Here is a 26,945-nt window from a genome sequence, read left to right as displayed (position 1 = left end):
AACAATATTCCCGGCGAATGAAACCCGCGCATGATCGGGCCTGCGGGAAAATTTTTGATGAAGGCTGGCGCGCGGGACCAAAGATCGTTAACGACGGCTTGATGACCGGTGTCTTGCGAACCGGGAGGCCGGCAGGCGCGACGTCACAAAACCTCCAACTAAGGGAGCATAAGCCTCCCGGCCGGAGGCCTGACCTGCTCAGCTTTCCGCCTTGCCTAACCCCCGTCACCTCCGGCATATTCCGCGCCCGGAGGCGGCGTTCCGGGAAGGCTCCAAGGCCTCCGGAAAGCCGAAGTAACAAGGACAGCCACGCGCGGTTCGCGCGGGCGGGGGGAAATCTGTTTGGCCGATGAGTTCATTCTCGAAACGGAAGGCTTGACCAAGGAGTTCGCGGGTTTCTTCGCCGTCCGCGACGTTGCGCTCAAGGTGCGCCGTGGGAGTATCCACGCGTTGATCGGCCCGAACGGGGCCGGCAAGACGACGTGTTTCAATCTTCTGACCAAGTTCCTCAAACCGTCTGCCGGAAAAATCCTGTACAAGGGGCAGGACATCACCGCGATGGCGCCGGCCGACGTCGCGCGCTTGGGGCTGGTGCGTTCGTTCCAGATCTCGGCGGTGTTTCCGCACATGACCGCTCTGGAAAACGTTCGTGTCGCGCTCCAGCGCCAGCACGGCAGTTCGTTCGATTTCTGGCGCTCGAAGTCTGTGCTGAATCGCTTCAACGATCGCGCCCGTGACTTGTTGAACGATGTCGGCCTCAGCGAGTTCGCCAATACGCCGGCGGTCGAAATGCCCTATGGGCGCAAGCGCGCGCTCGAGATCGCGACCACGCTCGCGCTCGATCCGGAGATGATGCTTCTGGACGAGCCGATGGCCGGCATGGGTCACGAGGACATCGATAAGATCGCGGCGCTGATCAAGCGCATCTCGGCGAAATACACCATCCTGATGGTCGAGCATAATCTGAGCGTCGTGGCCAATCTGTCCGACATCATCACCGTGCTGACGCGCGGGCAGGTGCTTGCGCAGGGCCATTACACCGAGCTCACCAAGGACGAGCGCGTCAAGGAAGCCTATCTGGGAGCCGGTCATGCCTGAGACTGCAATGGCCGATGCTCCGGCGAAGGCCGCGACCGGAGGCAACATTCTCCAGGTCCGCAACCTCGAAGCCTGGTACGGCGAGTCCCACATCCTGCACGGGATCGACTTCGACGTGAATGCGGGCGAGGTCGTCACGCTGCTCGGGCGCAACGGCGCCGGCAAGACGACCACGCTGAAGTCGATCATGGGTATCATCGGCAAGCGTGCCGGCTCGATCAGATTCAACGATCAGGAGATCATCCGCACGACCTCCGACAAGATCGCGCGGATGGGTATCGCGTTCTGCCCGGAGGAGCGTGGAATCTTCTCCAGCCTCGACGTGCGGGAGAATCTCTTGCTGCCGCCGGTGGTGCGGGCAGGGGGACTGCCGCTCGAGCAGATCTTCGACCTGTTTCCGAACCTGAAGGAACGGCTCAACAGCCAAGGCACCAAGCTGTCCGGCGGCGAGCAGCAGATGCTGGCGATCGCGCGCATCCTGCGCACCGGTGCCAGCTTCCTGATGCTGGACGAGCCGACCGAGGGTCTCGCCCCGGTGATCATCCAGCAGATCGGTCACACCATTGCGCGGCTGAAGAAAGAGGGCTTTACGATCCTTTTGGTCGAGCAGAACTTCCGGTTCGCATCCACCGTGGCCGACCGTTATTATGTGGTCGAGCACGGCAAGATCATTGACGGATTTTCGAACTCGGAGCTTGCCGCCAACATGGACAAGCTCCACACCTATCTCGGCGTCTAGGACGGCCACAAGAGGATTCATGGGGGAAATAGCATGAAGACAAAATTGATTGCGTCGTTTTTGCTCGGCACGGCGTTGGCCGTGACCACCGCTGGCGTAGCCTTCGCACAGGACAAGACCATCAAGATCGGCGTGCTCACCGACAATTCGGGACTCTATGCCGACCTTGGCGGTCCCGGCTCGACTGTGGCTGCCCAGATGGCTATCGAGGATTCCGGGCTTGCCGCGAAGGGCTGGAAGCTCGACCTGATCTCCGCCGACCATCAGAACAAGCCCGACGTGGCGACCGCAATCGCGCGGCAGTGGATCGACGTCGAAAAGGTCGACGTCTTCATGGACGTGCTGAACTCCGGCGTAGCGCTGGCCGTGAACAACGTCGTGAAGGAAAAGAATTCGGTCATGATCAATTCGGGCGCGGCGACGTCCGATCTCACCAACGCGCAGTGCACGCCCAATACGGTGCACTGGACCTATGACACCTACATGCTGGCGCACAGCACAGGACAGGCATTGGTGAAGGCCGGCGGCGATACCTGGTTTTTCATCACGGCCGACTATGCCTTCGGTCACGCTCTCGAGCGCGACACCGCCGCAGTCGTCACGGCGTCGGGGGGCAAGGTTCTGGGAGACGTCAAGGTCCCCTTGAACAACGCCGATTTCTCCTCTTTCCTGCTGCAGGCCCAGGCCTCCAAGGCGAAGATCATCGGCATGGCGAATGCCGGCGGTGACACCTCCAACACGATCAAGCAGGCCGCGGAATTCGGCATCGTCAAGGGCGGTCAGAAGCTGGCGGGCCTGCTGCTGTTTCTTACCGACGTTCACTCGCTCGGCCTCAATGTCGCGCAAGGCCTTAATCTGAGTTCGACATTCTATTGGGATGAGAACGATCAGACCCGCGCGTTTTCGAAGCGGTTCGCCGAGCGCATGAAGAACAAGGCGATGCCGACCATGGTCCAGGCGGGCGTCTATTCAGGCTTGCTGCATTATATCAAGGCGGTCGAGGCCCTTGGCGGAAATCCGCACGACGGCGCCAAGGTCGTCGCGAAAATGAAGGAGATGCCGACCGACGATCCGTTGTTCGGCAAGGGCAGCATCGAGCCGAACGGCCGTGCGCTGCATCCCGCGTACCTGTTTGAAGTGAAGAAGCCTTCGGAATCAAAAGGGCCCTGGGACTACTACAAGCTGATTGGCACGACCCCGGCAGACAAGGCGTTCAGGCCGCTTTCGGAAAGTGCCTGTCCGCTGGCGAAGAAATAGACATCGAACATGCCCGTCCGCGGTCGTGGGCCGCCGGCGGGCTCTTCAAGCAAGGCCGAACGAAACAACGGGGACCGGGTACCGGATCGATGCAGGCTCTTTTTGCTCAGCTACTGGTGGGACTGATCAACGGCTCGTTCTACGCGCTGCTCAGTCTCGGGCTCGCCGTGATCTTCGGCATGCTCAACATCATCAATTTCGCCCATGGCGCGCTCTACATGATGGGGGCCTTCGTCGCCTATTTCCTGCTGAACCTCGGCGGCATCAATTACTGGTGGGCGCTGCTGTTCGCGCCGATCATCGTTGGCATCTTCGGCATGATCCTGGAGCGGACCATGCTGCAATGGCTGACCGGGCTCGACCATCTCTACGGCCTGCTCCTGACCTTCGGCATCGCGCTGATCGTGCAGGGCGTGTTCCAAAATTATTTTGGCTCTTCCGGCATGCCTTACGCGATTCCGGATCAGCTCAAGGGCGGCATGAACCTCGGCTTCATGTTCCTGCCGATCTATCGCGCCTGGGTCGTCATCTTCTCGCTGGTGGTGTGCATTGCGACCTGGTTCCTGATCGAGAAGACGCGGCTCGGCGCCTATCTCCGCGCCGCCACTGAAAACCCGACGCTGGTGCGTGCCTTCGGCATCAACGTGCCGCGCATGATCACGCTGACCTACGGCCTCGGCGTCGGCCTCGCTGCACTCGCCGGCGTGCTTTCGGCGCCGATCAACCAGGTCCGGCCGTTGATGGGCGCCGACCTCATCATCGTCGTGTTCGCGGTGGTGGTGATCGGCGGCATGGGATCGATCATGGGATCGATCATCACCGGTTTTGCACTTGGCGTGATCGAGGGCCTGACCAAATATTTCTACCCCGAGGCCTCCAACACCGTCGTGTTCGTGCTGATGGTGCTGGTGCTCTTGGTGAAGCCAACGGGATTGACGGGAAGGGCAGCCTGATATGACAGCCTTGACGGACGACACGCTGCCGGTGAGCCCGCGCGCCATTCGCGACGAGATGATCGTGTTCGTGGTGATGGCGCTGCTGCTGGCCTCGGTGCCATTCAGTGGCATCTACCCCTTCTTCGTGATGCAGGCGCTGTGCTTCGCGTTGCTCGCCTGTGCCTTCAATCTTCTGATCGGCTATGGCGGCCTGCTGTCGTTCGGCCACGCGATGTTCATGGGCACCGCCGGCTATTGCAGCGCGCACGCGCTGAAAGTATGGGCACTCCCGCCTGAACTCGGCATCCTCGTCGGAATCGCGGCTGCCTTCGTGCTGTCGCTCGTCACCGGCTACATCTCGATCCGCCGCCAGGGCATCTATTTCTCGATGATCACGCTGGCGCTGTCGCAGCTCCTGTACTTCATTTACCTCCAGGCGCCATTCACCCATGGCGAGGACGGCATCCAGGGCATTCCGCAGGGACACATGTTCGGCGTACTCGACCTGTCGAAGCCGACCGTCCTCTATTACGTCGTGCTGGTCGGTTTCCTCGCGGGTTTCCTGCTGATCTACCGCATCATCAACTCGCCGTTCGGCGAGGTGCTGAAGTCGATCCGCGAGAACGAGCCGCGCGCGATCTCGCTGGGCTACCGGACCGACCAGTATAAGTTCCTGGCGTTTGTCTTGTCGGGGACGCTGGCAGGCTTCGCCGGCGCGCTGAAAGTGTTCGTGGCCCAGAATGCCTCGCTGACCGATGTGCACTGGTCGATGTCGGGCGAGGTCGTGCTGATGACGCTGGTCGGTGGTCTCGGCACCATTTTCGGTCCCGTGGTCGGCGCCTTCGCGATCATTGCCATGCAGCAATATCTGGCGGGCTTTGGCCAGTGGGTGACGGTGATCCAGGGCTCGATCTTTGTGATCTGCGTGCTTACGTTCCGCCGCGGCGTGGTCGGCGAATTTGCGCATTACTTCCGGCGGTCACTCTAAGCGATTGATCTGGCTTCGATTCAGCCGACGACTGAAAGCGGTGGACGATCCGGCGCCACTGGCGTCAGATGACACCCGCGCGGGCGAAAATGGTCTATGACGGTTTTGTGACGGCCCATTCGGGCCGGCCCAGTCCAACCGGTAGACTCTCCCCATGATGCGATGGTTTCGCGCTTTCCTGCCCAAGGAAGAACGGTTCTTCGACCTGTTCGACCGCCACGCCCAGACCGTGATCCAGGGCGCAATCGCGCTCCAAGGCGTACTGAACGGGGGCGAGGAGACGCCGGTCTATTGCCAGCGCGTCAACCAGTTCGAGAACGATGCCGACAACATCACCCGTGAGGTGCTGACGGCGGTGCGCCGGACGTTCATCACGCCGTTCGACCGCGGCGACATCAAGAACCTCATCACCTCGATGGACGATGCCATCGACCAGATGCAGCAGACGGCCAAGGCCGTGATGCTGTTCGAGGTCCGCGCCTTCGAGCCGCCGATGCGCGAGATCGGTGCACTTCTGATCGAATGCGCCAACCTTGTTGGACGTGCGCTGCCGCTGATGCAGGAGATCGGCAAGAACGTGGCCATGCTGACCGCGATCACGGAAGAGCTGACCAAGCTGGAGGGGCGGGTCGACGACCTCCAGGATATCGGGCTGAAGGAATTGTTCCTGAAGCACCGTGAGGGCAACGCGATGGACTTCATCGTTGGTGCGGAGATCTACGACCACCTCGAAAAGGTGGCCGATCGCTTCGACGACGTCGCGAACGAGATCAACAGCATCGTCATCGAGCAAGTCTAGGGCAGGGGCCGCGCCGTGGATGCTGCGTTGGGTCTTCCCGTCCTGGTCGGACTGATCGCCGTCGCGCTGCTGTTCGACTTCCTGAACGGCTTGCACGACGCCGCCAACTCGATCGCGACCATCGTTTCGACCCGGGTGCTGCGGCCGCAATTTGCCGTGTTCTGGGCCGCGTTCTTCAATTTCGTCGCCTTCATGGTGTTCGGCCTGCACGTCGCCCAGACCATCGGCACCGGCATCATCGATCCCGCAATCGTCGACGCCCAGGTGATCTTCGCGGCGCTTGTCGGCGCCATCGTCTGGAATCTCGTGACCTGGGCGCTCGGCATCCCGTCGTCCTCGTCGCACGCATTGATCGGCGGTTTGTTCGGAGCCGGGGTGGCCAAGGCCGGACTCTCGGCTGCGGTCTGGAGCGGATTGTCGAAAACGGTGATCGCGATTGTGCTGTCTCCGCTGGTCGGCTTCCTGCTCGCGATGATGCTGGTTGCGATCGTGTCATGGGCCTCGGTGCGGTCGACGCCATTCGCGGTGGACCGCGCCTTCCGCATCCTGCAATTCGCCTCAGCCTCACTCTATTCGCTCGGCCACGGCGGCAATGACGCGCAGAAGACCATGGGCATCATCGCCGTGCTGCTGTATTCGCAAGGCCAACTCGGCGGAGAATTCTTCGTGCCGTTCTGGGTGGTGCTGTCGTGCCAGGCGGCCATGGCGATGGGGACGCTGATGGGCGGCTGGCGCATCGTGCGCACCATGGGACTGCGAATTACAAAATTGACGCCAATGCAGGGCTTTTGCGCCGAGACCGGTGGCGCCGCGACCCTGTTCATCGCGACCTTCCTCGGGGTTCCCGTCTCGACCACCCACACCATCACCGGCGCCATCGTCGGCGTCGGCGCCGCCCGTCGACTCTCGGCGGTGCGCTGGAACGTGGCAAGTTCGATCGTCTATGCCTGGGTGGTCACGATGCCGGCCTCGGCGATCGTCGCCGCGCTGACCTGGTGGGCGGTGAAGCTCTTCCTCAGGTAACGAGCTTCAGCCCGACGATACCGGCGACGATCAATCCGATGCTGGCGAGGCGGAGCGCGGTGGCGGGCTCGCCGAACAGGATGATGCCAAGCGCCGCGGTACCGACCGCCCCGATGCCGGTCCAGACCGCATAGGCGGTTCCAATCGGCAGCGATTTGAGGGCGAGACCCAGCAGAATGACGCTGCCGGCCATGGCCGCGAGCGTCAAAACGGACGGAACGAGCTTCGAAAAGCCCTCGGTGTATTTCAGGCCGATCGCCCAGGCGACTTCCAGCAGACCGGCGACGAACAGGATGCTCCAGGCCATGACGACCCTCCATTCAAGGCAGGGCCGTCCCCGCGGACTGATGCGCTGATGAGTGGGAAGGTCGTCCTTCCCCAAGACCTATCTGACCCCAAGACCTATCTGATCAAAGCCGATATGGGGCTGGCCGAGGGGCCCCGCAATCACCACATGAGGCTTGATCAGGCCCGTTTTCCCTGCCAAACGCTCCCGCCATGCCCGACATCGTCACCACAGCCGAATCGCCGGCCCGTTCCCCGCTTGCCGCTGAAGTGTCGCGGCGGCGCACCTTTGCGATCATCTCGCACCCGGACGCCGGCAAGACCACGCTGACCGAAAAGCTCCTGCTGTTCGGCGGCGCGATTAATCTCGCCGGCCAAGTCAAGGCCAAGGGCGAGCGGCGCAACACCCGTTCGGACTGGATGAAGATCGAGCGCGAGCGCGGCATCTCCGTCGTGACCTCGGTGATGACCTTCGAGTTCGAGGGCCTCGTCTTCAACCTCCTGGACACGCCGGGCCACGAAGACTTTTCGGAGGACACTTATCGCACGCTTACGGCGGTCGATTCCGCGGTCATGGTGATCGACGCCGCGAAGGGCATCGAGGCGCGGACCCGCAAGCTGTTCGAGGTCTGCCGCCTACGCGACATCCCGATCATCACCTTCATCAACAAGATGGATCGCGAAAGCCGCGACGTTTTCGAGCTGCTCGACGAGATCGAGAAGACGCTGGCGCTCGACACCACGCCAATGACCTGGCCGGTCGGCCGCGGCCGCGACTTCCTCGGCACCTACGACGTCGTCAATGGCGGCGTGCGCCTGCTCGAAGGCGGCGGCGCCAAGACCGGCGCTGCGCAGCAGATCGAGATCGCCGAGCTCGGCAAGCTCAACGCCAATCTCGACGTCTCCGCGGTGAAGGACGAGCTCGAGCTCGTCACCGAGGCCTCAAGGCCGTTCGAGCTCGACGCGTTCCGGGAGGGGCATCTGACGCCGGTCTATTTCGGCAGCGCGCTGCGCAATTTCGGCGTCGGCGACCTCCTGGAGGGCCTCGGCAAGTTCGCGCCCGAGCCGCGCGCGCAGGACAGCGACCAGCGCAGGGTCGAAGCCACCGATCCGCGCATGAGCGCCTTCGTGTTCAAGATCCAGGCCAATATGGATCCGAATCATCGCGACCGTATTGCGTTTGCGCGCCTTTGCTCCGGCAAGCTCAGCCGCGGCATGAAGGCGAAGCTCGTGCGCACCGGCAAGAGCATGCCGCTGTCGAGCCCGCAATTCTTCTTCGCCCAGGACCGCTCGGTGGCGGACGAGGCCTTTGCCGGCGACGTCGTCGGCATTCCCAACCATGGCACGCTGCGGATCGGCGATACGCTGACCGAGGGCGAGGATTTCAACTTCGTCGGCGTGCCGAGCTTCGCGCCTGAAATCGTCCGCCGCGTCCGTCTCACCGACGCCATGAAGGCGAAGAAACTGAAGGAAGCGCTTCAGCAGATGTCGGAGGAGGGCGTCGTGCAGGTGTTCCGTCCGCGCGACGGCGCGCCGGCGCTGGTCGGCGTGGTCGGCGCACTGCAGCTCGACGTGCTCAAGGCACGGCTCGATGCGGAATATTCGCTACCGGTCGAGTTCGAAGTGAGCGAGTTCCAGCTCGCGCGCTGGGTCTCCTCGGAGGACCGCAAGAAGCTCGACACCTTCATCGCTGCCAACACCTCCAGTATCGCCGACGACGTCGACGGCGATCCCGTGTATCTGGCCCGGAACGAGTTCTATCTCGGCTACACCAGGGAGCGCGCCGAGGGCATCGAATTCACCAACGTCAAGGACGTCAAGAAGAAGGGGTAGGGGGCTCCCAGCCTCTTGCGCGCGAGCATGTGAACAGTCGCGGGCTTGACGCGTTCATTGACGATGCCACCTTGCTCCATCTGACAGTGTGAGCTCGCATCATGTGGCGCGGCATCCTCGTTTGTCTCGTGCTGGCGATATCGATGGCGGCCGCCGATGCGCAGCGCCGCCAGATCAATCCGATCCCGTTTGCGCATGAACCCTGCAGTGTGCTCGACAATCGGCCTTGCACGCCGTCCTATTGCAGCCCGCTCGAGCACGGCCCCTGCATTCCCGAGATCGACTATCCCTACGGCCAGAACCTCCAGCTCACGATCAAGACCGTCCCGTCCGGGGCCGATCGCGCCAAATACCAGAAGCCGGATCACGATCTCGACACGATCGGCGACCTCTTCTCCGAGCTGCGCTCCTGCTGGTCGCCGCCATCGGACAACCATGCGCGCCCGGGCATGCAGATGTCGGTGCGCTTCAGCTTCAACAAGGCGGGTGGCCTGATCGGCCCGCCGCGCCTCACATACGTGACCGCAGGCGTCCCGGCCGATACACGGACGACGTATCTCAATGCGATCAACACATCGTTGAACGCGTGCCTGCCGCTGAAATTCACCGATGGCCTCGGTGGCGCCCTGGCCGGGCGCCCGATCGCGATCCGCTATGTCGATAATCGCGAGCTCGGCAGGTAGCGCGTCAGTTGCGACCGGCGGCCGATCGATGATACGCCATGGGCGGGGGCGGGTTGAGGGGAGGATGTCGTGGGTCTGCTGGTCATGATCCTGGGGCTGGTGCTGTTTTTCGCCGCCCATGTTTTCACGACGAAACGTGACGCGCGCGCGCAGGCGATCGCGCGGCTGGGCGAGGGGACCTACAAGATCCTCTATTCGGTTGTTTCGCTTGCGGGGCTGGCGCTGATCGTCTGGGGCTTTGGCCACTATCGCAGCTCAGGCTGGATCGACATCTGGTATCCGCCGAAGGCGATGAAGCACATTACGATCGCACTGATGCTGCCGGCAGTGATCCTGGTGGTCGCGTCCTACGTGCGTGGCCGTATCTACGCGACGGTGAAGCATCCGATGCTCGCCGGCATCAAGCTGTGGGCGGCTGCGCATCTCTTGGCCAATGGCGATCTCGGCTCCATCATCCTGTTCGGCTCGTTCCTGGGCTGGGCGGTGTATGACCGCATTTCGCTGAAATATCGCACCGACGCCGGCGCTCCGCCGATTCCTGTGGGCGGCGTCACCAACGATCTGATCGCGGTCGCGGTCGGCGTCGTCGCCTATCTGGCGCTGGCATTTGCATTCCATCCTGTCGTGATCGGTGTTCCCGTCATGGGCGGTTAGCCGATCAGCGCAAGACAGCATCCGCGTGCCCATGCGCGGAAGGCGACAAAAGCAACACGCTCAGGGCATTCCGATGGACTGGTCCCAATCTCAGATCCCGCCGATGCGGTTCGAGGCGCGCTTTGGCGATCGGGTGGTGCCGGCTTTCACCGATCGGCCTTCGAGCTTGTGGGCGATGATCGCGGAGGCTTCGGCGCGCAACGGCGACGGCGAAGCGCTCGTCTGCGGCGATGTCCGCCTGAACTGGTCGCAGGCGGTGGAGCAGGCCGCGCGGATTGCATCGGGCTTTCGCAAGCTCGGCTTGCGGCGCGGTGACCGCGTCGCCATCCTGCTCGGCAATCGTGTGGAATTTCCACTGCTCCTGTTTGCCGCCGCGCACGAAGGTCTCGTCACGGTACTGCTCAGCACGCGCCAGCAGAAGCCGGAGATCGCCTATGTGCTTGCCGATTGCGGCGCCAGGATCCTGATCCACGAGGCGGCGCTTGCGGCGCGCCTGCCCGATGCGCGAGACGTTTCGGATGTGGTCCACCGCATCGCTATCGACAGCGATCCGGCTCTGTCGCGCTACTCCGTGCTCGCCGACAACGCGCCAGCCCCGACGCCGGTCGATGTCGGTGAAGAGGACACCGCGATGATCCTCTACACCTCGGGCACCACCGGCAAGCCGAAAGGCGCGATGCTGGCCCATTGCAACATCGTTCATTCCTCGATGGTGTTCGTGTCCTGCCTGCAATTGACGGCGGCCGACCGCTCGATTGCAGCCGTCCCGCTCGGGCATGTCACGGGTGTCGTCGCCAACATCACGACGATGATCCGTTGCGGCGGCGCGCTGATCATCATGCCGGAGTTCAAGGCGGCCGACTATCTCAAGCTCGCCGCGCGCGAGCGCGTCACCTACACGGTGATGGTGCCGGCGATGTACAATCTCTGCCTGCTCCAGCCTGATTTCGACAGCTACGATCTATCGAGCTGGCGCATCGGCGGCTTCGGCGGCGCGCCGATGCCGGTGGCGACGATCGAGAAGCTCAAGGCGACGATTCCGGGCCTGAAGCTTGCGAATTGCTACGGCGCGACCGAGACGACGTCACCCTCGACGATCATGCCGGGCGAATTGACGGCGGGCCATATCGACAGCGTCGGCCTGCCGTGCCCGGGGGCGCGGATCATTGCGATCGGGACAGATGGGCGCGAGCTGCCGCCCGGCGAGATCGGCGAGCTCTGGATCCAGAGCGCCTCCGTCATCAAGGGCTACTGGAATAACCCGAAGGCCACGGCGGAGAGTTTCACCGGCGGCTTCTGGCATTCCGGCGATCTCGGCGCGGTCGATGCGGAGGGCTTTGTCCGGGTGTTCGACCGGCAGAAGGACATGATCAATCGCGGTGGCCTGAAGATCTATTCCGCCGAAGTCGAGTCGGTGCTGGCCGGCCACCCCGCCGTAGTCGAGAGCGCGATCATTGCAAAACCGTGCCCGGTGCTGGGCGAGCGCGTCCATGCGGTGGTGGTGACGCGCATGCAGGTCGGGAGTGACGATTTGAGATCCTGGTGCGCCGAGCGGTTGTCCGACTACAAGGTGCCGGAAACGATGGCAATCACCTCCGATCCGCTGCCGCGCAACGCCAATGGCAAGGTGCTGAAGCGCCAGTTGCGGGAGCTATGGTAGCGATTTCAGTCGGGCCAAGCAGTTCCGGACTACCTCGGCCTGTCGCGTTAACGCCTTGATCGGCCTTGCTTTGCCTTGCCTCCGCCATATCGATAGGGTATCGCCGCCGCGACGTGGGGACGGGCTCTTGACGCGCGCGATCTGGCGCGCGCTCCCGGCCGGGCATGGGATTGGCTTAAGTGTCTGAATTATTTGATGAAGTCGACGAGGAAGTACGTCGCGAGCAGCTCAAAAAGCTGTGGGACAATTATTCGCTCTACTTCATCGCCCTGATGGTGTTGATCGTGGCGGCCGTGGGCGGCTGGCGCGGCTACCAATACCTTGAGGCCAAGAAGGCCGCCGAGGCCGGCGCTGTCTTCGAAAAGGCCGTCGAACTGTCCGAGCAGGGCAAGCACGCGGAGGCCGAGACGGCCTTTGCCGATCTTGCTGCGAAGACCCCATCCGGCTACCGCATTCTAGCACGGCTGCGCGCCGCGGCCGAGGCATCGGCCCGCGATCCCAAGGCTGCGGCCAAGATGTATGACGACATCGCCGCTGACAGCGGCGTCGGCAGCGAGTGGCGGGATCTCGCTAAGATTCGCGCGGCCGGCCTGCTGGTGGACAGCGCCTCCTATGCCGACATCCAGCAGCGGCTGGAGACCTCTGCCGAACCCAAATCGACCTTCCGCCACAGCGCCCGCGAACTGTTGGCACTGTCGGCCTGGCGCAACAACGACATGACCGCGGCCCGCAAATGGCTCGACGCGATCGCCGAGGACGGCGAAACACCGCCGGGCCTGCGCTCGCGCGCCGAGGCGCTCCAGGCCCTGCTGCCGCCCGTCGCCAAGAGCTGATCAGAGCTGACGGTCCCGAGAGCTGAGACGAGATAGTAATATGCGCCGCACGTCACGCTTGATCGCAGCCGCCGTCCTGATCGCTTTCACGGGCGTCCTGAGCGGCTGCTCCAGCTTCGATCCGAGCGACATGCTCGACTGGCTCGACACCAAGAAGAAGCTGCCGGGCGACCGCAAACCGGTATTCCCCGAGGGCGTGCCGGGTCTCGAGCAGGGCGTGCCGAAGGACATGTACAAGGGCGCGCAGCAACAGCAGGATCCGAACGCGCCTGCCGTCGCGGCGCTGCCGGTCGAGCCGCCGCCGGCCGAGCCCGCGAAACCGTCGAAATCCGCCAAGGTCAGGAAGACCAGGCAGCCGGCCGCGCCGGCTGAAGCACCGGCCGGCGAGGTCGACGGCGAGGCCCAGCCCGAGGCGGCGCCAGCGCCGGCCGCCGCGCCGCCCAAGCACAAGATCGTTCGCAAGCGCACGACTGCGCCGCCGCCGGACCAACCGGCGCAGCAGCCGGCGCAATCGACACAGACCACCCAGCAGCAGCAGCAGCAGACGCAGGGAGCCTTCCCGGCGCCGATGCCCAGCGGCAGTTTCTCCCGCTGATATTTTTCACCGAATTGACAGGCGCTATCTCCGCGGCGCACGAATGACCAATGTCCTTTACGATTGCCATTATCGGCCGGCCCAATGTCGGCAAGTCGACGCTGTTCAACCGCCTGGTTGGGCAGAAGCTCGCGCTGGTCGATGACCTGCCCGGCGTCACCCGCGACCGCCGCGAGGGCGAGGCCAGGCTCGGCGATCTCGAATTCACCATCATCGACACGGCCGGCCTCGACGAGGGCGCCAAGGGCTCGCTGACTGCGCGCATGCAGGAGCAGACCGAGGCCGCGATCGCTCAGGCCGATGCGCTGTTCTTCGTGATCGATGCCCGCATCGGCCTGACGCCGAACGACCGCGCCTTCGCCGATTTCGCTCGCCGCGCCAACAAACCGGTGCTGCTGGTCGCCAACAAGAGCGAAGGCAAGCATGGCGATGCCGGCGCGATGGAAGCCTTCGCGCTTGGCCTTGGCGAGCCCATCCAGATCTCGGCCGAGCATGGCGAGGGCATGGGCGAGCTCTATGACGCCCTGAGCGGGCTGATGCCGGCGCCTGTCGATGAGGATGAGGCCGAGGACGACGAGCCGCTGTCGGAGGAAGAGGCCGCGACGCGCCCGATCCGGGTTGCCATCGTCGGCCGGCCCAATGCCGGCAAGTCGACCATGATCAACCATTTGCTCGGCGAGGAGCGCCTGCTGACCAGCCCCGAGGCCGGCACCACGCGCGACTCCATTGCGGTCGAGATCAACTGGAAAGGCCGCGAGTTTCGCGTGTTCGACACGGCAGGCCTGCGCCGCCGCTCGCGCATCGAGGAAAAGCTGGAGAAGCTCTCGGTTGCCGACGCGCTGCGCGCCGTGCGCTTTGCCGAAGTCGTCGTGATGATGATGGATTCGCAGAACCGCTTCGAGGAGCAGGATTTGCGCATCGCCGATCTGATCGAGCGCGAGGGCCGGGCGATGGTGCTTGCCGTCAACAAATGGGATCTGATGGAGACCAAGGGCGGCGGCGCGATCTCGACCTTGCGCCGCGACGCCGACCATTGGCTGCCGCAGGTCAAGGGCGTACCGATTGTCGCCGTATCCGGCTTGATGGGCGAGGGCATCGACCGCCTGATGCAGGCGATCCAGGATGCCTATGCGCTCTGGAACAGGCGCGTCTCGACCTCCGCCTTGAACCGCTGGTTCGAGGAGGCCGTCCAGGCCAATCCGCCGCCCGCCGTATCCGGCCGCCGGCTGAAGCTGAACTACATCACGCAGACCAAGGCGCGCCCGCCGAGCTTCGTGCTGTTCTGCTCGCGCGCGGACGCCGTACCGCAGTCTTACCTGCGCTACCTCATCAACTCGATGCGTGAGGCCTTCGATCTGCCTGGCACGCCGGTGCGGATCACCTTGCGCGAGAAGGCCAATCCGTTCGCGCACAAGCGCAAGCGGCCGTCGTGAGCGGCGTTGGTTTCAGCGTAGGACCCGTAGGGCGGATTAGTCTTACTGCGTCATGGGTTTTCTGCGCGTGCGTGATGCTGCGATGGCGCCGCAGCAAGGGCATCGTGGGAGCGTTTTGCTTAGGGCGAGGCTCAGTCGCATGCGCATGGTTGCGATCGAGTTCGGAACGTGGCGTTCAGGCCGCAAGGGCGGAGCCTCTGGGTCGATAGTTGTCGGGTAAGGGAGGGACCTGGAGCGGCGCGGTGGAACGTGGTTCTGAGGGGGGAATCGTCGCCTGCTCGGCGATGAGGAAGCCGTAGGCTGCGATGCACAGGGTTGCGTGATGATGGAAGCCACGCCAGCCGCGACCTTCGTAATGATCGAGCCCGACCTCCTGCTTGAGCTCCTGATAGTCGCGCTCGATGCGCCAGCGCAGCTTGGCCAGATCGACGAGCCGCTCGAAGCTGACGTTCTCCGGCAGCGTGGACAGCCAGTATTTGGTCGGCTCTTTTTCGCTCTCGGGCCATTCGATCAACAGCCACTCCGACGATAGCGTCTCGGGAATCAGCTTGTTGTATGCGACACGGACGCGCACGCGGGCAAAGCGCGAGGACAGCTTTTTGGCTGAGCCTTCGCGCCAGGTCACCCTGCGCCAAGCCCGCTTCGGCAGGCCGAGCGCTACTTTCTTGGCCGAGACCAGATCGGGCTCGTCGCGGCGGCCGGTGTTGTTCAGCGGCTTGTCCATGCGGCGCGGGCCGGTGCCGGGGCGCCACATCAAGATGGTCGGCACGATGCCGACCACGTAAGGCACGCCCAATTCCGTCATGCCGGCGCGCAGTTGCGAGTCCCTCCCGTAGGCCGAATCCATCAACGCGACGCCACGTGGCAGACCGGCCTCGCAGGCCCAGCGGATCTGCTCCAGCGCGATCTGTGGCTTGGTCTTGAACTTGATCTCCTTCGGCACGCCGGCCTTGTTCCGGCGCTTGCGATCTTTGGTCCAATCCTGCGGCAGGTACAGCCGATAGGCCACCGGAAGGCTGGCCGCATGATTGGCGATCGATAAAGACACCGCCACCTGGCAATTGGCCTGCTTGCCGAGCTGGCCGCAATACTGATGGTGCACGCCGACCGAATGCTTGCCTTGCTTGGGGAACGAGGTGTCGTCGATGATCCACGCCTCGATCGGCCCGCTCTTCTCGATCGCCGGCAACACCATCTCTCGCACCTTGGCCAGCACGGCTTCGTCCGACCAGGCCGCGTTGGCGACAAGATGCAGCAGCGATTGGTGTTGTGCTGCCGTGCGTCCTGGAGCCGTCCGCGCCGCCATCGGCTCCACGCTCTTGCGCTCGCCCGGCAAGATCAATCCCGTGCAATAGTCACGCAGCGGTCTCGTCCGCTCCGCGTGACCGATCACGCTGCCAAGCCCCGCCACATACTCCGCAAACCGAGTTTCGCTATCTCCACCCTGATCGAGATTCATCTGGCCCTCCCAAGTGCCAAATATTGAATCTCTACAATTACTTGATTCTCAGCCTCGATGGCCGCGACCGTTTGACTCAGTACAATTAGCGAAGCGTAATCCGCCACTCTGTTGTCGCGAGAGAAGCGGTGGGTTACGCCTTCGGCTAACCCACCCTACGGCGGCCTCTTCTTACTTCTTCACCAGCGGACACTCGCTGTCCTTGAGCGGCTTGGCCGCTTCGTCCGCCGGGATGGTCGCGACCAGCTTGTAATAGTCCCACGGTCCCTTCGATTCTTCCGGCTTCTTCACCTCGAATAGATAGGCCGGGATGATGCGCCGACCGTCCTCGCGCAGCGGGCCCTTGCCGAACAGCGGGTCGTCGGTCGGGATTTCCTTCATCTTCGCGACGACCTTGGCGCCGTCATGCGGATTGCCGCCGAGTGCTTCCAGCGTCTTCAGGTAATGCAGCACGCCCGCATAGTTGCCGGCCTGGGTCATCGACGGCATCGCGTGGTTGGTCACCTTTTCCTGGAAACGCTTGGACCAGGCGCGGGTGTTGTCGTTCAGGTCCCAATAAAACGATTCTGTGAAGGTCAGGCCGTGCGCGGTCTTGAGGCCGAGCGAGTGGACGTCGTTGATGAAGAGCAGCAGCGCCGCGAGCTTCTGGCCGCCTTCGACGATGCCGAACTCGGCCGCCTGCTTGATCGCGTTGGTGGTGTCGCCGCCGGCGTTGGCAAGCCCGACGATCTTCGCCTTGGAGTTCTGCGCCTGGAGCAAGAACGACGAGAAGTCCGACGTGTTGAGCGGATGCTTGACGCCGCCGAGCACCTTGCCGCCGTTCGCTTTGACGACCGCGCTGGTGTCGCGCTCGAGCGCCGCACCAAAGGCATAGTCGGCGGTCAGGAAGAACCAGCTATCGCCGCCAGCCTTGGTCAGCGCCTTGCCGGTGCCGGTGGCGAGCATGTAGGTGTCATAAGTGTAGGAGATGGTGTTGGCGTTGCAGGCCTTGCCGGTCAGGTCGGCGCTGGCGCCGCCATTGTTGAGCAGGACGACGTTCTTTTCCTTGGCGACGTTACTGACCGCCAGCGCCACGCCGGAGTTCGGCGTGTCGGTGATCATGTCGACCTTCTGGGTGTCGATCCACTGCCGCGCGATGTTGACACCGATATCCGGCTTGTTCTGGTGATCGCCGCTGATGACCTCGATCTTCCAGCCCTTCGCGAGCAGGCCGGAATCCTCGACCGCCATCTTGACTGCGACGACCGAGTTGGGGCCACCGATATCGGCGTAGAGGCTCGACATGTCGTTGAGCACGCCGATCGTGGCGGTCTTGTCCTGAGCGTAGGCAGATGTTGCAAAACCGAAGGCAGCGCAGGCCAGAAAGGCCGCAGAGCGTCGCGCGAACGTCGTCGTCATAAAAGGTTTCCTCCATTGTCAAATATGCGGGCGGCTCTCTTGTGGAGCGTTGTTCCGGCTGATGGCTCTACCGTGTCCCGCGGTCTGCGGCAATGCGCTTAAAGCCGGATGACGCTGCGTCGAAGCGTCATCCGTCGGTTAACTTTTGGGCCGAGGTGCAATCAGGCCGGCGAGCGGAAGCTCAACAGGCTGCGCGTCCTGTAATCGTAGAATCTGCCGGTCTCGGTCCAGTCTGGCCCGCACATCGGGACGATGAATTCGGCGACCTGCTCGGGCGTCTCCAGCGTCGCCGGATCCTCGCCCGGCATCAGGGTGGCGCGCATGCGGGTGCGGATCGGGCCTGGGTTGAACAGGTTGACGCGCAGGGGTGTGTTCGCGGTTTCCTGTGCCCAGGCGCGCGCCAACGTCTCCAGCGCGGCCTTGGAGGCGGCGTAGGGGCTGACATAGGCGGTCGCCTTGTTGGCGGCGCCCGAGGTGATGAACACGGCGCGGCCGGCGTCGGACTTCTTCAGCAGCGGCTCCATGCAGCGGATCAGCTGAAAGTTCGCGGAGACATTGACGGCCATGACATCGTTGAACGTCTTGAGCTCGATATGGCCGACCGGCGAGGAGGGGCCGAGCACGCCGGCATTGCCGACGAGGATGTCGAGCTTGCCGTAGCGCTCGTGCAGGCCTGCCCCAAGCCGTGCGATGCCATCGGAATCCGTGAGGTTGAGCGGGACCAGCGTAGCGTTACTGCCGCCCACTTTGCGGATCTCGTCGTCGAGCTCCTCGAGGCCGCCCTGCGTGCGCGCGGTCGCGACGATATGCGCACCGGCCTTCGCCAGCGCGAGGGCCGTGGCAAAACCGATGCCGCGCGAGGCGCCGGTGACGAGAGCGATACGGTCAGCGAGGGGAGATGTCATCGGAAGGTTCTATTCATCGTCGTCCCGGCCTAGGCCGGGACGACCAATTTAGCTCGCCTCCGCCAGCAGCGACAATTGCCGCGGTTGCGGCTCGGTCTGGGTCTGGTCGGTGAGGTGGGTCGGATAGGCCCCGGTGAAGCAGTGATCGGAGAATTTCGGATTGGCCGGGTCGCGGCCGGGCTCGCCCATGGCACGGTACATGCCGTCGATCGACAGGAACGCGAGCGAGTCGGCGCCGATGAGCTCACGCATCTCCTCCAGCGAATGCGTTGCAGCCAGCAGGCCACCACGATCGGGCAGGTCGATGCCGTAATAATCGGGATAGACGATCGGGGGCGAAGCGAGACGGAAATGCACTTCCTTCGCGCCGGCATCGCGCATCATGCGCACGATTTTTCTCGAGGTGGTGCCGCGCACCAGCGAGTCGTCGATCAGGATGATGCGCTTGCCTTCGATCGCGGCGCGGTTGGCCGAATGCTTCATGCGCACGCCGGATTCGCGGATCGCCTGCGTCGGCTGGATGAAGGTGCGGCCGACATAGTGGTTGCGGATGATGCCGAGCTCGAACGGTATGCCGGAATGCTGGCTGTAGCCGACCGCTGCGGGCACGCCGGAATCCGGCACCGGCACCACGACGTCGACCGGCACGTGACTCTCCCTGGCGAGCTGCGCGCCGAAGGCCTTGCGCACTTCATAGACAGAACGTCCGTGGACGATGGAGTCCGGACGGGAGAAGTAGATGTACTCGAAGATGCAGGGCCGCGGCGCGATCGGCGGGAACGGCTTGTGGATGTCCTGGCCATTCTCGTCGAACACGATAACTTCGCCGGGCTCGATGTCACGCACGAAGCGCGCGCCGATGATGTCGAGGGCGCAAGTCTCGGACGTCAGGATCGGGCAGCCGTCGAGGTCGCCGAGCACCAGCGGGCGGATACCGCGGGGGTCGCGCGCGCCGACCAGCTTCTTGTTGGTGAGCGAGACCAGCGCGTAGGCGCCTTCGATCTCGCGCAGCGCGTCGATATAGCGCTCGATGAAGCGGGCGCGCCTGGAGCGGGCGACCAGATGCAGGATCACCTCGGTGTCGGTGGTCGACTGCATCATCGCGCCGTGCTTGACGAGCTCGCGGCGCAGCGTCAGGCCGTTGGTGAGGTTGCCGTTATGGGCGACTGCGAGGCCGCCGGCGTTGAGCTCGGCGAACAGCGGCTGCACGTTGCGCAGGATGGTTGCGCCGGTGGTGGAATAACGGACATGGCCGACCGCCATGTTGCCGGGCAGGCGGTCGATCACTTCACGGCGGGAGAAGGTGTCGCCGACGAGGCCGAGACGGCGCTCTGAGTGAAAGCGGCTGCCGTCGTAAGAGACGATGCCTGCGGCTTCCTGGCCGCGGTGCTGAAGGGCGTGAAGACCAAGCGCCGTGATGGCGGCTGCGTCCGGGTGTCCGTAGATGCCGAACACGCCGCATTCCTCGCGCAGCGTATCTCCCTCCAGGTCGTCCTGAAGCTCTAGCGCGGCTGGGCCGGTATCGAGATCAAATTGGGCGTCCTGGTCGGGGTGTCGCATCTCGTCCGCGCCTCTTTTCAGGGTTCAATCAACGCGCCGCAGGTTTCTCGATCAGCTTCTTCAGGCTGTCACGAGCCGGTTTGCTGTAGCCGTCGCCACTGCCCGAAGGCTGCTGCTCGGTGTCAGCTTGATCATCATCTGGTTTGTTTTTCTTGAATCTCTTCAAGATGGTGTTCTCGGGGTCATCCGGCAAGAGGGACATCAGCCAATCCCCGGTTCCCTGGAGCACCACGCGGGACTTGGCTCCCGTGACCCAGTCCGGGCGCTGCTTGTCCGGCACCAGCCAGGTGAAGAACAGGAAGGCGACCACGACGATCAAAAGCCCGCGTGCCAGCCCGAACAGGAAGCCGAGGGTGCGGTCCAGCGCCCCGATGCGCGAATCCAGGATCATGTCGGAGATCCGGACCGTGATCACGGAGACCACGACCAGGGTACCGACGAACACACCGGCGACCACGACCACGCTCGCAACGGTGTCGTTGTTGAAATAGGTCTTGGCGGTCGGCAGCAGCTTGGAGAAGGAGTACAGCGTCACGATCGCGGCCGTGCCCCAGGCGGCGATCGAGAGGATTTCGCGCATGAAGCCGCGGACCATGGCGAGCAGGCCCGAGATCAGCATCACACCGAGCAGGATCAGGTCGAGGAGTGTTACTGGCATCGGCTGGTCTGGTCCGCTCGTACTCTCAAAGGGTGCTCAGCGAATCGGTGTTTGGCCGCCGCCCTAACTGAAGGCCAGACGACGTTCCCGGCAAGGCCGCAACCACGCAATCCCATGCTGCTATTGTGACGGCTGTATAGCGGTGGGGACGCTTGACGTCACCTCCAGCTACCCCTCTCCACGGCGGAATCTTGCCGGTGTGGCATTTTTCTCCGCAGGCGGGTTCGAGTCGCCGCGGCGGGAGCCCTTGGCGGCGATTTCGGCGACCAGGGTGGTGAGGCTGTTGACCGCGTTCAGGGTCAGTCCAGCGTCACCGCTGGCATCGCTTCCGCGGGCCGATTCGGGCAGCACGGCGCGCTTGAAGCCGAGCTTGACCGCTTCCTTCAGCCTGGCCGGGGTCTGCGCCACCGGGCGAATGACGCCGGAGAGTGAAATCTCGCCGAAATAGACCGCATCTGTGGGTAACTGCGCATTAACCAGGGACGAAACCAGCGCGGCCGCGGCGGCCATATCGGCTGCCGGCTCGTGGATGCGCAGGCCGCCCGCAACGTTCAGATAGACGTCGTGGCCGGACAGCTTGACCCCGCAATGGGCCTCCAGCACCGCCAGCACCATGGAGAGTCTGCTCTGATCCCAGCCGACCACGGCCCGGCGCGGGGTGCCGAGCGAGGTCGGCGCCACCAGTGCCTGCAATTCGACCAGAACGGGCCGCGTGCCCTCTATCCCTGCGAAGACTGCGGTGCCCGGCGTGCCAAGATCGCGCTCGGACAGGAACAGCTCGGATGGATTGGTGACCTCGCGCAGGCCCAGACCGGTCATCTCGAATACGCCGATCTCGTCGGTCGGGCCGAAACGGTTTTTGACGGCGCGTAAGATCCGGAATTGCTGCGAGCCTTCGCCCTCGAAGGACATGACGGCATCGACCATGTGCTCGACGACGCGGGGACCGGCGATCTGGCCGTCCTTGGTCACGTGGCCGACCAGGATGATGGCCGCCCCGGTCTTCTTGGCAAACCGTATCAGCGCCTGCGCCGAGGCGCGCACCTGCGTGACGGTGCCGGGCGCCGATTCCACCGTGTCGGTCCACATGGTCTGGATCGAGTCGATCACGATAAGCCGGGGGACCGCACCTTCCGACAATGTCGAGACGATATCCTCGACCGAGGTCTCGGCCGCGAGCTGCACCGGCGCATCCGACAATCCGAGCCGTTCGGCGCGCAGCCGCACCTGGGCGATGGCTTCTTCGCCGGAGATGTAGACGATGCGGTGGCCGGTGCGCGCCATCAGACTGGTCGCCTGTGTCAGCAGCGTCGATTTGCCGATGCCGGGATCGCCGCCGACGAGCAGCACCGAGCCACGGACGAAGCCGCCGCCGGTGACGCGGTCGAGCTCGGTCATGCCTGAGGACAGGCGCGGCGCGTCCTGGGTTTTGCTGGACAAGCTCTCCAGCGCAAACGTCCGGCCCTTGCGCTTGGAGCGGATCGATACCGGCACGCTGCCGGTCGCGTCTTCCTCGGCGAGCGTATTCCATTCGCCGCAGGACTCGCACTTGCCCTGCCAGCGGTTATAGGCCGCGCCGCAGTTCTGACAGACGAAGGAAAGCGTGTTCTTGGCCATGGGGACAGCGAGTCGAGGAGATCGACTGTGCTCATAGCATGGAATGGAGGGGCGCGAGGGCCCGCCTTAGGAACGCCGCTTCCAAACCTGCGTTCAATATCGAAATCTGGAGCCTCTCATGAAACGTTCAATTTTTGCAGCCGCCGTTGTATCGATCGCCGTGGCGAGCTTCGGCATGTCCACGCCTGCGGCCGCCCAAGACCGCTACTGCCTTCAGGGCCGCATTTGGGGCTATCCCGGCAATTGTCAGTTCGCCAGCTACGGGCAGTGCATGGCGAGCGCATCGGGAACCAATGCCTTTTGCGGCATCAATCCGCGTTACGCCTATGCGCGCCGCTGGAGAGGATACCGGTAATCGCTGCCGCCGTCGCGGTGTGACCGACTGAGGATCCGAGGTGGACATGGCCGATGACCCGTCCCTGACCGCCATGGTCTTCGCCGGCGGCCTCGGGCTTGGCGCCTACCATGCCGGTGCATTCGAGGCCTTCACGTCTGCCGGAGGCGAGGTGGACTGGGTTGCCGGCTCGTCGGCCGGCGCAATTACGGCCGCCTTGATCGCGGGAAGTGCGGCGGTCGATCGCATCGCGAACTTGCGGCGGTATTGGCATGGGCCAAGCGGGTCGATTGCGACGCCGAACGGTAACCGTCATCTGTTCGCCTGGCTGAGCTCGATCAACACGCGCCTTGTGGGTCACGCCGGCTTCTTCCATCCCCGGCTGCCGATTCCAGCGTCCCATTTCGGCGGACTCTACGATCTCGGCCCGACCCGGGAGCGTTTGCAGTACCTGATCGACTTCGGGCGTCTGAACGCCGGCCAACCCCGCATCACCATTTGTGCGACGGACGTCGAAAGCGGCGATGCCGCTTTGTTCGATTCCCGGTCTGAACGAATAGAGATGGATCACATCCTCGCCAGCTGCGGTTTCCTCCCCGAGTTTGCTCCCGTGCAGGTCGCCGGCAGATGGCTCGCCGATGGTGGATTCTCGCTGAACGCGCCGTTTGAGCCTGTGCTCGAGATTTCGAACCCGCTGCGGCTCTATATCATCGACCTCTATGCCCGGGACGGCAAAGTCCCCGACGGGATCGAGTCCGCAGCTGAGCGCAAGAGCGATCTGACGTTCGGCAACCAGACCTTTCAGCGGCTTCGCCACGCCCTCGAAGCGCGCCGGCTCCGCGCCGAGCTCCAGGCCCTGACCTGCAGCGACACGGTCTACCTTTTGAGCTATCGGCCCGGCGCCGAGGAGGCGGGGCCGGAGAAATCCTTCGACCTGTCGGACGTTGCGATGGCACAGAAATGGCAGGCGGGCTTTCTGGACATGCAACATAGCGCAGGGCTTTCCCCCGGCCAGAACGAGGTCTGCAGCGTGCGCCGCTAACGCGGTCGTCTCGAAGGACGAGGCGCGCGCTCAGCCATTTCTCAGCTCCTGGTGCGGTCATCATGGGTGTGATGCTGATCGCGCTCGCCACCGCCGCCGGAGACGTGAGATTTTCGGTCGTTGGTCGGAGATCCCGGCGTCGGGACTTCGCGCTCGCGTCCTCCCTTCTTGGGATCCTTGCGATCCTGGCGCGAGGAGCCGGGGCCGCCAAATCGTTCTGCTCATGGCCCGACGATGGATCGCCCCAATTTCGAGATGATGATCGGGACGTCGGTGCCACGCCAGACAGAGGTCGCCGACCTGCCGCCGGAAGTCGCCAAAGTGCTGAATGGCTTCTGGGGCGATCAGTACCTCATCGCCGGGAATGATCTCGTGATCGTCGATCAACACTCGCGGCGCGCGGCCGGAATCATCGCCGACGTGCGCTGACGGCGGCACAGCGCGGTATGCTCGCCGCCCCCGACATCGGCCCGCATTGTGGGAGAGGAAATTATGCCGATGACGCCTGAAAGCGATCCCAGAGAAACGCCACTGGACGATCCGCGCCGCCGGCGCCCGGCAATCACGTCGGCAAGATCCAGCGCCTGAATATCGTCCGGCAGCTCGGCGCCCCCTTCGTCCCTCACGGTCTTGGAATCCACCAGATCGAAATGATAGCGCGGCACGACCCCCTCGAGTTTGCTCGCAGCAACGTTGCGCTCTGGGGTTTCGTTCCGGCACGGCGCGGAAGGCTTACGGCTGCGTTGCGTTCCAGAGCATGGAGAGACCGGCCGCGACCATGATCGCATCCATCACCAGGCGGAACATCTCCGGTTTCAGGTGCAGCACGAAGCGCTTGGCGACGAAAGCGCCGGCCATCAGCGAGGAGCCTGCGATCAGGCCCTTGATGAAGACATCCTGCGTCAGTGCGCCGAAGCGTTCGAACGTCACCGATTTCGCGAAGTAGAGGCCGAGCGAAGAGGCCGCCTCGGTCGCGAGGAAGGCGCCTTTGCTCAGGCCGTAGAACAGGAACAACGGCACGCTGAGCGGGCCGGTCGAGACCACGATGCCGGTGAGATAGCCGATGATCGCGCCGCCGATCGCGAGATGCCAGAGATTGGCCTCGAGGTCGTGCCGCGCGAGCCAGTGCCGCACCGGCACCATCGCGATCAGGAAGATGCCGATGGCGAGATCGACGGCGTGCGAGGGCAGCGCCAATAGCGTCCGTGCGCCCAGCACCGCGGCTGGAATGCCCGTGACCGAATAGGCCACGCAGGCCCGCCAGTCGACCTCTCGCCACCAGGCCAAAATCCTGGAAAAATTCGCCATCACGGAAGCGACCGCCATGATTGGCACGGCCTGCTTCGGTCCATAGGCATAGACCAGCACCGGCATCAACATGATCGACGAGCCGGTGCCGACGATGCCGGAAATGGTGCCTGCGATCAGGCCGACGCCGAGGACGAAGAGAAAGGCCAAGGACAGGGCTCCGGGAATCGGGGAATGACGGAGCCCCGATGAGTGCCCGCTGCTCGCAGCGTACGGGGAGTTCGTCCATGATGACATCCTGCCGGTGTTTTGCCCGACGAGTCAAATCGAATTTCGGAATAAGCGCAAATTATTGAGTGCGCGGGGGCGGCGGCTACTGTGCATGGGGTTGTTTTCATGTTTTGTTTGAGCGCCGCGCTGCTGACAGCATGTTGGCAGCAGGGCCCGGCTACGACCATCTCCTGACAAAATGGAGAGCGGGTCATGCCGATCGAGGCAAGCTGTCATTGCGGTGAAACGGTGTTCGAGGTGATAGAGGCGCCCGCGAGCGTGACGCGCTGTACCTGCTCGTTCTGTGCCAAGCGCGGCGCGCTGTGGGCCTACTATACGCCGGCGCAGTTCCGCCTGCTGTCGCCCGCCGACAACGTCGCGACCTATCTCTGGGGCAGCCGCACGGTCAAACATCATTTCTGCGCAAGCTGCGGCTGCGGCACCTATTCCGAGTCGCCGGACTGGTCGACCGGCAAGCCCGATTTCGACAATCCCAAGATTGGGGTGAATGCGCGCCTGTTCGACGATTTCGATCTCGAGGCCGTGCCGGTGAACCTGATCGACGGCAAAAATCTGTGGTGAAGCGGTACGGCGTGACGCGCATTGATCTACCGCAGCACCACCCACGCCGGCGCGTGATCGCTGGCGCCATCCTCGCCGCGGACCTTCTTGTCGACGCCGGCTTTTGCCAGGCGCGAGACCAGCGCAGGGCTCAGCAGGAGATGATCGAGCCGCAAGCCCGCGTCGCGCGGCCAGCGGTTCCGCTTGTAATCCCAGAACGTGTAGATGCGCTGCTCCGGGTGCATTTCTCGGATCGCATCGCACCAGCCTTGTTCGACAAGAGATGCAAAAGCGGCTCGGCTCTTCGGCTGGATCAGCGCATCCTTGTCCCATGAGCGCGTCGGGTAGATGTCGATCTCCGTCGGCGCAACGTTGTAGTCGCCGGCGAGCACGACGGGCAGATCCTGCTTGACGAAGGTTTTGGCGTGGCGCTTCAGCCGCGCGAACCAGTCGAGCTTGGTGTCGAACTTAGGCCCCGGCTGCGGATTGCCGTTCGGCAGGTAGATGCTGGTGACGATGACGCCGCGCACAGCGGCCTCGAGGTAGCGCGCCTCGTGGTCGTCGGGCCTTCCCGGCAGCCGATCGCGCGTCAGCACGGGTTCGGCGTTGCGGGCGAGGATGGCGACGCCGTTCCAGGTCTTCTGTCCACGCCAGACTGCGCCGTAGCCGGCCTTTTCGATCGCGGCTGCCGGAAATTCGCCATCACTTGCCTTCAACTCCTGGAGCGCGACGACATCAGGCTTGGCCGCGCGCATCCATGCCAGAAGATTGGGCAGGCGGCGGTTGATGTTGTTGATGTTGAATGTCGCAATCTTCATGTAGAGCTACCGGCTCTCGCTTTCCGATACCGGAGATACAATGTCCAAGTTGAGCTTTGCCGCTATTGCATTCGTCGTCGCGTTCTCCGGGGCTGCTTCGGCACAATCGGCCGATCCGCGTGGCGCGTGCAAGGCGGATTACGATAAATTCTGTGCCGGCATCGCGCCGGGTGGTGGCAAGATTATCGCCTGTCTCGACGCCAAGCGCGACCAGCTCAGCGCCACCTGCAAGGCGGCGCTGGACAGCCGGAAGAAGTAAG

Annotated in this window: 29 protein-coding genes; 19 read left to right on the top strand and 10 right to left on the bottom strand. The window is 63.7% G+C overall.

All coding sequences use genetic code 11. The features are described 5' to 3' along the window. Positions 1-342 precede the first annotated feature (342 nt). The 7 genes from JJE66_RS21770 to JJE66_RS21740 all read left to right on the top strand — a co-directional run bounded on the left by JJE66_RS21770 (position 343) and on the right by JJE66_RS21740 (position 6,839). Complete coding sequence (locus JJE66_RS21770; RefSeq protein WP_200516553.1) at positions 343-1,098, top strand: ABC transporter ATP-binding protein; 756 nt, start codon at positions 343-345, stop codon at positions 1,096-1,098. Continuing rightward, entirely contained in the window at positions 1,091-1,837 is a 747-nt protein-coding gene (locus tag JJE66_RS21765) for an ABC transporter ATP-binding protein (RefSeq protein ID WP_200516552.1), read from the top strand. Before JJE66_RS21770 ends, JJE66_RS21765 begins: the two co-directional genes overlap by 8 nt. Before the next feature lie 33 nt (positions 1,838-1,870). Beyond that, entirely contained in the window at positions 1,871-3,094 is a 1,224-nt protein-coding gene (locus JJE66_RS21760) for an ABC transporter substrate-binding protein (RefSeq protein WP_200516551.1), read from the top strand. An 89-nt stretch (positions 3,095-3,183) separates the two neighbouring features. After that, on the top strand, positions 3,184-4,047 hold the full coding sequence (locus tag JJE66_RS21755) for a branched-chain amino acid ABC transporter permease (protein WP_200516550.1): 864 nt from the start codon (positions 3,184-3,186) through the stop codon (positions 4,045-4,047). 1 nt (position 4,048) lies between these two features. Then, on the top strand, positions 4,049-5,017 hold the full coding sequence (locus tag JJE66_RS21750) for a branched-chain amino acid ABC transporter permease (protein ID WP_200516549.1): 969 nt from the start codon (positions 4,049-4,051) through the stop codon (positions 5,015-5,017). Positions 5,018-5,171: 154 nt separating this feature from the next. Continuing rightward, positions 5,172-5,816 carry a DUF47 domain-containing protein gene (locus JJE66_RS21745; protein WP_200516548.1) on the top strand — a complete coding sequence of 215 codons (645 nt, stop codon included), beginning with the start codon at positions 5,172-5,174 and terminating at the stop codon, positions 5,814-5,816. A 15-nt stretch (positions 5,817-5,831) separates the two neighbouring features. Next, complete coding sequence (locus tag JJE66_RS21740) at positions 5,832-6,839, top strand: inorganic phosphate transporter (protein WP_200516547.1); 1,008 nt, start codon at positions 5,832-5,834, stop codon at positions 6,837-6,839. Here JJE66_RS21740 and sugE read toward each other — a convergent pair. After that, complete coding sequence (sugE, locus tag JJE66_RS21735; protein WP_200516546.1) at positions 6,832-7,146, bottom strand: quaternary ammonium compound efflux SMR transporter SugE; 315 nt, start codon at positions 7,144-7,146, stop codon at positions 6,832-6,834. The two genes, JJE66_RS21740 and sugE, sit on opposite strands and share 8 nt — an antisense overlap. 191 nt (positions 7,147-7,337) lie before the next feature. Between sugE and JJE66_RS21730 the strand changes: the two genes are divergently transcribed. The 7 genes from JJE66_RS21730 (at position 7,338) to der (ending at position 14,815) form a co-directional block, all read left to right on the top strand. Further along, the gene (locus JJE66_RS21730) at positions 7,338-8,957 is read left to right on the top strand and encodes a peptide chain release factor 3 (protein ID WP_200516545.1); all 1,620 of its coding nucleotides are present in this window, start codon (positions 7,338-7,340) and stop codon (positions 8,955-8,957) included. A gap of 101 nt (positions 8,958-9,058) precedes the next feature. Beyond that, entirely contained in the window at positions 9,059-9,640 is a 582-nt protein-coding gene (locus JJE66_RS21725) for a hypothetical protein (RefSeq protein WP_200516544.1), read from the top strand. Positions 9,641-9,709: 69 nt separating this feature from the next. Continuing rightward, positions 9,710-10,294 carry an NnrU family protein gene (locus tag JJE66_RS21720; RefSeq protein ID WP_200516543.1) on the top strand — a complete coding sequence of 195 codons (585 nt, stop codon included), beginning with the start codon at positions 9,710-9,712 and terminating at the stop codon, positions 10,292-10,294. A 73-nt stretch (positions 10,295-10,367) separates the two neighbouring features. After that, a complete protein-coding gene (locus tag JJE66_RS21715) occupies positions 10,368-11,954 on the top strand; it encodes a class I adenylate-forming enzyme family protein (protein WP_200516542.1) in 1,587 nt (528 codons plus the stop codon). 179 nt (positions 11,955-12,133) lie between these two features. Next, positions 12,134-12,787 (top strand): tetratricopeptide repeat protein, encoded by a 654-nt coding sequence (locus JJE66_RS21710; protein WP_200516541.1) that lies wholly within the window; start codon positions 12,134-12,136, stop codon positions 12,785-12,787. Between the two features lie 40 nt (positions 12,788-12,827). Beyond that, complete coding sequence (locus JJE66_RS21705; protein ID WP_200516540.1) at positions 12,828-13,382, top strand: hypothetical protein; 555 nt, start codon at positions 12,828-12,830, stop codon at positions 13,380-13,382. Positions 13,383-13,432: 50 nt separating this feature from the next. Next, the gene (gene der / locus JJE66_RS21700; RefSeq protein ID WP_200516539.1) at positions 13,433-14,815 is read left to right on the top strand and encodes a ribosome biogenesis GTPase Der; all 1,383 of its coding nucleotides are present in this window, start codon (positions 13,433-13,435) and stop codon (positions 14,813-14,815) included. Positions 14,816-14,990: 175 nt separating this feature from the next. Here the strand turns inward: der and JJE66_RS21695 are convergent, their stop codons facing one another. From JJE66_RS21695 to radA, 6 genes are all read right to left on the bottom strand, one after another. Further along, on the bottom strand, positions 14,991-16,274 hold the full coding sequence (locus JJE66_RS21695; RefSeq protein WP_200516538.1) for an IS701 family transposase: 1,284 nt from the start codon (positions 16,272-16,274) through the stop codon (positions 14,991-14,993). Positions 16,275-16,445: 171 nt separating this feature from the next. Beyond that, entirely contained in the window at positions 16,446-17,672 is a 1,227-nt protein-coding gene (locus JJE66_RS21690; RefSeq protein WP_200516537.1) for an ABC transporter substrate-binding protein, read from the bottom strand. 161 nt (positions 17,673-17,833) lie between these two features. Beyond that, positions 17,834-18,577 (bottom strand): SDR family NAD(P)-dependent oxidoreductase, encoded by a 744-nt coding sequence (locus tag JJE66_RS21685; protein ID WP_200516536.1) that lies wholly within the window; start codon positions 18,575-18,577, stop codon positions 17,834-17,836. Between the two features lie 48 nt (positions 18,578-18,625). Next, positions 18,626-20,137, bottom strand: coding sequence for an amidophosphoribosyltransferase (gene purF / locus JJE66_RS21680; RefSeq protein ID WP_200516535.1), 1,512 nt, complete (start codon positions 20,135-20,137; stop codon positions 18,626-18,628). 28 nt (positions 20,138-20,165) lie between these two features. Continuing rightward, on the bottom strand, positions 20,166-20,795 hold the full coding sequence (locus JJE66_RS21675) for a CvpA family protein (protein WP_027535210.1): 630 nt from the start codon (positions 20,793-20,795) through the stop codon (positions 20,166-20,168). A 168-nt stretch (positions 20,796-20,963) separates the two neighbouring features. Next, positions 20,964-22,412: a DNA repair protein RadA gene (gene radA / locus JJE66_RS21670; protein ID WP_200516534.1), complete on the bottom strand. Its 1,449-nt coding sequence runs from the start codon at positions 22,410-22,412 to the stop codon at positions 20,964-20,966. 118 nt (positions 22,413-22,530) lie between these two features. Here radA and JJE66_RS21665 point away from each other — a divergent pair, with 118 nt between their 5' ends. The 3 genes from JJE66_RS21665 (at position 22,531) to JJE66_RS21655 (ending at position 24,217) form a co-directional block, all read left to right on the top strand. Beyond that, positions 22,531-22,767, top strand: coding sequence for a DUF3551 domain-containing protein (locus tag JJE66_RS21665; protein WP_200516533.1), 237 nt, complete (start codon positions 22,531-22,533; stop codon positions 22,765-22,767). A 46-nt stretch (positions 22,768-22,813) separates the two neighbouring features. After that, on the top strand, positions 22,814-23,788 hold the full coding sequence (locus JJE66_RS21660; RefSeq protein WP_200516532.1) for a patatin-like phospholipase family protein: 975 nt from the start codon (positions 22,814-22,816) through the stop codon (positions 23,786-23,788). A gap of 234 nt (positions 23,789-24,022) precedes the next feature. Further along, positions 24,023-24,217, top strand: a complete 195-nt coding sequence (locus JJE66_RS21655; RefSeq protein WP_200516531.1) for a DUF1236 domain-containing protein — start codon at positions 24,023-24,025, stop codon at positions 24,215-24,217. Here JJE66_RS21655 and JJE66_RS21650 read toward each other — a convergent pair. After that, positions 24,172-24,453 (bottom strand): DUF6894 family protein, encoded by a 282-nt coding sequence (locus JJE66_RS21650; RefSeq protein ID WP_200518953.1) that lies wholly within the window; start codon positions 24,451-24,453, stop codon positions 24,172-24,174. The genes JJE66_RS21655 and JJE66_RS21650 overlap by 46 nt on opposite strands. Positions 24,454-24,520: 67 nt before the next feature. Then, entirely contained in the window at positions 24,521-25,246 is a 726-nt protein-coding gene (locus JJE66_RS21645; RefSeq protein ID WP_200516530.1) for a sulfite exporter TauE/SafE family protein, read from the bottom strand. A 273-nt stretch (positions 25,247-25,519) separates the two neighbouring features. Between JJE66_RS21645 and JJE66_RS21640 the strand changes: the two genes are divergently transcribed. Next, complete coding sequence (locus tag JJE66_RS21640) at positions 25,520-25,888, top strand: GFA family protein (protein ID WP_200516529.1); 369 nt, start codon at positions 25,520-25,522, stop codon at positions 25,886-25,888. A 26-nt stretch (positions 25,889-25,914) separates the two neighbouring features. Here JJE66_RS21640 and JJE66_RS21635 read toward each other — a convergent pair whose 3' ends face one another. Continuing rightward, a complete protein-coding gene (locus tag JJE66_RS21635; protein ID WP_200516528.1) occupies positions 25,915-26,685 on the bottom strand; it encodes an exodeoxyribonuclease III in 771 nt (256 codons plus the stop codon). Positions 26,686-26,725: 40 nt separating this feature from the next. Here JJE66_RS21635 and JJE66_RS21630 point away from each other — a divergent pair, with 40 nt between their 5' ends. After that, positions 26,726-26,944, top strand: coding sequence for a cysteine rich repeat-containing protein (locus JJE66_RS21630; RefSeq protein WP_200516527.1), 219 nt, complete (start codon positions 26,726-26,728; stop codon positions 26,942-26,944). Position 26,945 lies beyond the last annotated feature (1 nt).

Source organism: Bradyrhizobium diazoefficiens (assembly GCF_016612535.1).
Lineage (GTDB): Bacteria > Pseudomonadota > Alphaproteobacteria > Rhizobiales > Xanthobacteraceae > Bradyrhizobium > Bradyrhizobium diazoefficiens_C.
This window is presented reverse-complemented; position numbering and strand designations above follow the sequence as displayed.